Raw genomic sequence first — 4,973 nt, forward strand, 5'->3', positions numbered from 1 at the left:
GTGTTCTCCGACCGGCAGGCGGCGCGACTGGAACGCGGCCTCTCGAACCGGGAATTCGGCTTCGGCCAGGGCGGCTACCAGCCCACGGAATTCATCAAGAGGCAGCTACCGGACGGCTTCTTCGACCTCCTGATCGTGGACGAGGGCCACGAGTACAAGGCCGACGGATCGGCCCAGGGGCAGGCCATGGGCGTCCTGGCGGCCAAGTGCCGCAAGGCGGTCCTGCTGACCGGCACCCTGATGGGGGGCTACGCCGACGACCTGTTCTTCCTGCTGTGGCGGGTGCTGGGGCGGCGGATGCGGGAGGACGGCTTCGCCGCCAACGCGCGGGGGAGCCTCGCCCCGGCGGCGCTGGCCTTCATGCGCGAGCACGGGGTGCTCAAGGACATCTACAAGGAGACCGACGAGGGCAGCCACCGCACGGCCAAGGGCCGGAAGGTGACGGTCCACACCAAGAAGGGGCCGGGCTTCGGCCCCAAGGGCATCGCCCGCTACGTGCTGCCGTACACGGTGTTCCTCAAGCTCCGGGACATCGGCGGCGACATCCTGCCGCCCTACGACGAGCATTTCGTCGAGGTCGGCATGACCGACCGCCAGGCGGACGAGTACCGGAGCCTCAAGGACCGGCTGGTCGCGGCGCTCAAGGAGGCCCTCCGCAAGGGGGACAAGAGCTTGATGGGCGTGGTGCTCAACGCCCTGCTGGCCTGGCCGGATTGCGCGTTCCGCGACGAGGTGGTCAAGCATCCCAGGAACGGCAGCCTGCTGGCCTACGTGGGCAGGCTGTTCGACGACATGGAGCCGGCCCCCAAGGAACGGGAGCTGATCCGCATTTGCCGGGAGCAGAAGGCGCGGGGGCGGAAGGTGCTGGTCTACACCATATATACCGGCACCCGCGACAACGCCAGCCGCCTGAGGAACCTGCTGCAAGCGGAGCAATTCAAGGCGGCGGTGCTGCGGGCCAGCGTGGACACGGCCAAGCGGGAGGAGTGGATCCTCGACCAGGTGGACCGGGGCGTCGATGTCCTCATCACCAACCCGGAACTGGTCAAGACCGGCCTGGACCTGTTGGACTTCCCGGCCATCGTGTATGTGCAGTCGGGTTATAACGTCTACGTGCGACCTGAAGTCGCTTGAGTGATTGTTTCAACTCTTGGAAAGGGGTTAGGAAACCTGGTGTTCCGCCACCAGTAGCCTACCGATCCATGCGTCGCTGGTAACGGCGGCGTGTGAAGCGATCGGGACAATGTAGCCCGCCGAAAGGCGGCATCGGCCCCGCGAGGGGCAGATGCTATCTGCGAGCATCGGCGCGGATGGGAGCTAGGCTTGATGGTACGACTAACGATAGTGAACTGCTGATAAACATCGTCATGAATGCGCGAGCCAAAGATGCTGACAGGCTCGGACCAAAAGGTACGTGGTCGGTTGATCCTCTGTACGACTGGGATCACGCGGATAAAACGACCACCGGTGGATAGGCAGGGTCTAACCCATCATTGTCATTCAAGGGGAACAGGGTAAGCCCGTATCTTCGCCTCTTGGGGCAGGCGAACCGCAAGGAACGCTGTTGGAGGTGCGGGTAGAGGAAATGTGGAGAAAGCGAATGCCGACCTGTAATGGGACGGATAGGGGTTGAGCCGCGAGGCAACATCACCCCACGCGAAAGCGGGCAGACTTCCACAATGGTCTTTCTTTACGAGATTGTTTGAAGAACCTTTATAGGAGAGAAAGCAAATGACTACGCAAATCACTTGCGCGGGTGCGCTCTCCGGCGACTCGGGCGGATGGCACGGCATCGACTGGGCCAACTGCCACCGGGAAGTCAGGAGGCTGCAAGCGCGCATCGTAAAGGCGACGCAGGAAGGCCGCTGGGGCAAGGTGAAAGCCTTGCAATGGCTGCTGACCCACTCGTTCAGCGGCAAGGCTCTTGCCGTCAAGCGGGTGACTGAAAACCAAGGTAAGAAGACTCCGGGCGTGGACAAGGTTGTATGGGACACCCCGGAAATGAAGTTGTGCGCCATGGACGAACTGAAGCGCAAGGGTTACCGCCCTTCACCGCTGAGGCGCGTCCACATCCCCAAAGCGAACGGAAAGCTACGGCCGCTCGGAATTCCGACGATGAGGGACCGGGCCATGCAGGCACTCTACCTGCTGGGCTTGCTCCCCGTGTCGGAAACGATGGCGGACGGATGCTCCTATGGCTTCCGGCCGGAACGCTCTGTCGCTGACGCCATCGAACGGTGCTTCATCGCACTGGGACGGCGTGATGCAGCCGAATGGGTACTTGAGGCTGACATAAAGGGATGCTTCGACCACATCAGCCATGACTGGCTTCTGGGCAACGTGCCCATGGAAAAGCCGGTGCTAGCGGCGTGGTTGAAGTGCGGTTTCATGGAAAAGACGGTTTGGTCTGCCACCGACGCGGGAACTCCACAAGGCGGCATCATCTCACCCACGCTCGCGAACTTCGCTCTGGACGGTCTCGAACAGTTGCTGTCGAAGACCTTCTATCGGAAGAGGCGGCACGGGGAGTGGGTGCATCCAAAGGTACACCTAATTCGGTATGCAGACGACTTCGTGATCACCGGCAGCTCGAAGGAGCTGTTGGTCGATGAGGTCAAGCCGTTGTTGGAGCGGTTCTTGGCAGAACGCGGACTCTCATTATCCGTGGAAAAAACCAAGGTAACGCACATCGAAGACGGCTTTGATTTCCTGGGTCAGAACGTGCGCAAGTACGACGGGAAGCTGCTGATCAAAGCCTCAGCGGCCAACTATTCGGCTTGCGTCGAGAAGATTCGGACAATCATCAAATCGCACAAGACGGCCAAGCAGGCCACGCTGATCAAGAAGCTGAACCCGGTCATCCAAGGCTGGGCGAATTTCCATCGGCATGTGGTCGCCGCACGGCAATTCCAATACATGGACCGCGACATCTGGCGTGCGCTTTGGCGGTGGGCCAAACGTCGGCACCCGAATAAAAACAACTCATGGATTCGTGAACGCTATTTCCATGTGATCGGAGGTCGAACCTGGGTGTTTGCATGCGAACGCGGGGATCGGATCGGCGGCGAAAGGCGCTGGATCGAGCTTCGCCGCGCAAGCGACACCAAGATCAAAAGGCACACCGTTATTCGCGCAGACGCAAATCCGTTTGACCCGGAATGGGAAACCTACTTCGAGGACCGTATCGGCACCAAGATGAAGGCCAACCTTGCCGGGCGCAAGCGTCTGCTGCACCTGTGGTCGGAGCAGGAGGGCAAGTGCCCCGTCTGCGGTGAATCTCTCACCAATGGTACGGGGTGGCACGTCCACCACATCGTCCGTCGCGTCGATGGTGGCTCCAACCAACGTGGAAATCTGGTCATGGTTCATCCGAACTGTCACAGCCAGATTCACAGCCTTGGTCTTGAAGTTGTGAAACCGGCTCCAGCAATGGGGCTTTGAAAGGCTTGAGCCGTATGAGGGGAAACTCTCACGTACGGTTCTTAGGGGAGGATGTAGCGGCAACGCCATGTCCTTACCCGACACCGTCCAGCAGGCCTCCAGGCGCTCCTGGCGGATCGGCCAGAAGCGGGCGGTGGAGGTGTTCTTCCTGGGCTACGCGGAGACGGCCCAGATCGACTGCCTGGCGCTGATGGCGAAGAAGATCGCCGTCAGCCAATCGACCTCGGGCGACATGCCCGACACGGGACTCGACGTGCTGAACCAGGACGGGGACAGCCTGGAGGTGGCGCTGGCGAAGCGGCTGGTGGGCTAGGGAGGGGACGCCATCCGCATGAATCCGTATGGGAGGGCGGCGGGAAGGACGGGACAATGCGCCCCGCAGAAGCCGGGGGAGGATTTCCCCGCCAAGGTTGGCGGCGTCCGGGAGGGATGCCGGTCATTACACCCAGGGAAGGGTCATTCCGGCGGGACGACAGGGAACCCGTCCCGCCGGGACGCGGCGAGGGACGACGACAAAAAGGGCCACCGGATTTTTATCCGGTGGCCCTTTTTTATCTGCGACGGCCCGCCGCTGGGATAGGGTCAGGCGGCCTTGACCTCGTTGAGCAGGTCGGGGTGGCGATCCAGCAGTTTGAGCAGCTTGACCAAGGCCAGCGGCGGCTTGGTCTTGCCGTTCTCATAGCGTGAGAAGGCATTGATGCCGCCGCCGAAGATTTCGGCGGCCTCGCGCTGTCCGAGGTCGAGTTTCTTGCGCACGCCGGCAATGAAGCCGGGGTCCACAATGGCCGCGTTCACCTGCTTGTTGAACGCCCGCATCTCGCGCATGACGCGCTCGGTTTCGGCCATGCCGGTGATGGACTCATCGCACGCGGGGCAGAAATCGGCGGTCACCGCGGGAATCACGGTGCTTTCGCCCTTGTAGGTGTAGGGCAGGTCGCGGGTGTCGTGGATCAGTTCCGCCGCGCCGCAGACAGGACATTTCATGGTCATAGCTCCTTGAAGGACACGATCAACACATCGTCGATGACCGTCAGCTTCAGGTATACGTCGCCCACCCGCGTGCTCGGGCGGTACACGTCCTGCCATACCGTGTGGTCGGCATGGGTGGTCATGCTCTTGTGGAAGTCCGCCGGCGTGAGCGCCATCACCACGTCCAGCATGTCGGAGAGTTCCAGTCCCAACGCGGTGGCCCCGAGCCGGGCCGAACGGGTCGCGCGGACCTTGCCGGCGGCCACGAGGGCTTTGACCCTGGCCAGCTTGCAGTGCGGGGTGGGTTTCTCCATGGACGTTTTCTAACCTACTTGGTTTATTTTGGCAAGCTGGTCAGCGCCGAGTTGTCGGCCCGTTGAGCGTTTGGCTAAGTGGTTTTGAAAGGCGAATCCTTGAAGAACGAATCGAACAGCCATGCCGCCGATGATGGGCCGGTGCCGTTTTCATATTCGGCCATGATTGAATAATTGCCCCTGACCTCGGCAATCAAAAGCAACACATCCCTGGCCAGGACATCCCGGTTGACGGTCATGCCATCCAGG

General features: G+C 61.5%; 5 protein-coding genes. 3 read left to right on the top strand and 2 right to left on the bottom strand.

Translation table 11 applies throughout. The annotated features are described in order from the left end of the window. The 3 genes from ACXWUF_RS18440 to ACXWUF_RS18450 all read left to right on the top strand — a co-directional run. A partial coding sequence (locus tag ACXWUF_RS18440) for a hypothetical protein (RefSeq protein ID WP_458503338.1) occupies nt 1-1,134 on the top strand: 1,134 nt, incomplete at its 5' end. Between the two features lie 597 nt (nt 1,135-1,731). Continuing rightward, nucleotides 1,732-3,441 carry a group II intron reverse transcriptase/maturase gene (gene ltrA, locus ACXWUF_RS18445; RefSeq protein WP_458503339.1) on the top strand — a complete coding sequence of 570 codons (1,710 nt, stop codon included), beginning with the start codon at nt 1,732-1,734 and terminating at the stop codon, nt 3,439-3,441. 67 nt (nt 3,442-3,508) lie between these two features. Next, the gene (locus tag ACXWUF_RS18450) at nt 3,509-3,754 is read left to right on the top strand and encodes a hypothetical protein (RefSeq protein WP_458499393.1); all 246 of its coding nucleotides are present in this window, start codon (nt 3,509-3,511) and stop codon (nt 3,752-3,754) included. Between the two features lie 269 nt (nt 3,755-4,023). On the opposite strand, the gene ACXWUF_RS18455 is transcribed toward ACXWUF_RS18450, so the two are convergent. Then, on the bottom strand, nt 4,024-4,425 hold the full coding sequence (locus ACXWUF_RS18455; protein WP_458503340.1) for a type II toxin-antitoxin system MqsA family antitoxin: 402 nt from the start codon (nt 4,423-4,425) through the stop codon (nt 4,024-4,026). 2 nt (nt 4,426-4,427) lie between these two features. Continuing rightward, entirely contained in the window at nt 4,428-4,724 is a 297-nt protein-coding gene (locus ACXWUF_RS18460) for a type II toxin-antitoxin system MqsR family toxin (RefSeq protein ID WP_458503341.1), read from the bottom strand. Between the last annotated feature and the right edge of the window lie 249 nt (nt 4,725-4,973).

This window comes from Methylomagnum sp. (assembly GCF_054333355.1).

What these genes read in the sequence shown, in the direction of transcription:
- ltrA (WP_458503339.1), top strand. Translation starts at nt 1,732, where the DNA reads ATGACTACGCAAATCACTTGCGCGGGTGCGCTCTCCGGCGACTCGGGC.
- ACXWUF_RS18450 (WP_458499393.1), top strand. Translation starts at nt 3,509, where the DNA reads ATGTCCTTACCCGACACCGTCCAGCAGGCCTCCAGGCGCTCCTGGCGG.
- ACXWUF_RS18455 (WP_458503340.1), bottom strand. Translation starts at nt 4,425, where the DNA reads ATGAAATGTCCTGTCTGCGGCGCGGCGGAACTGATCCACGACACCCGC.
- ACXWUF_RS18460 (WP_458503341.1), bottom strand. Translation starts at nt 4,724, where the DNA reads ATGGAGAAACCCACCCCGCACTGCAAGCTGGCCAGGGTCAAAGCCCTC.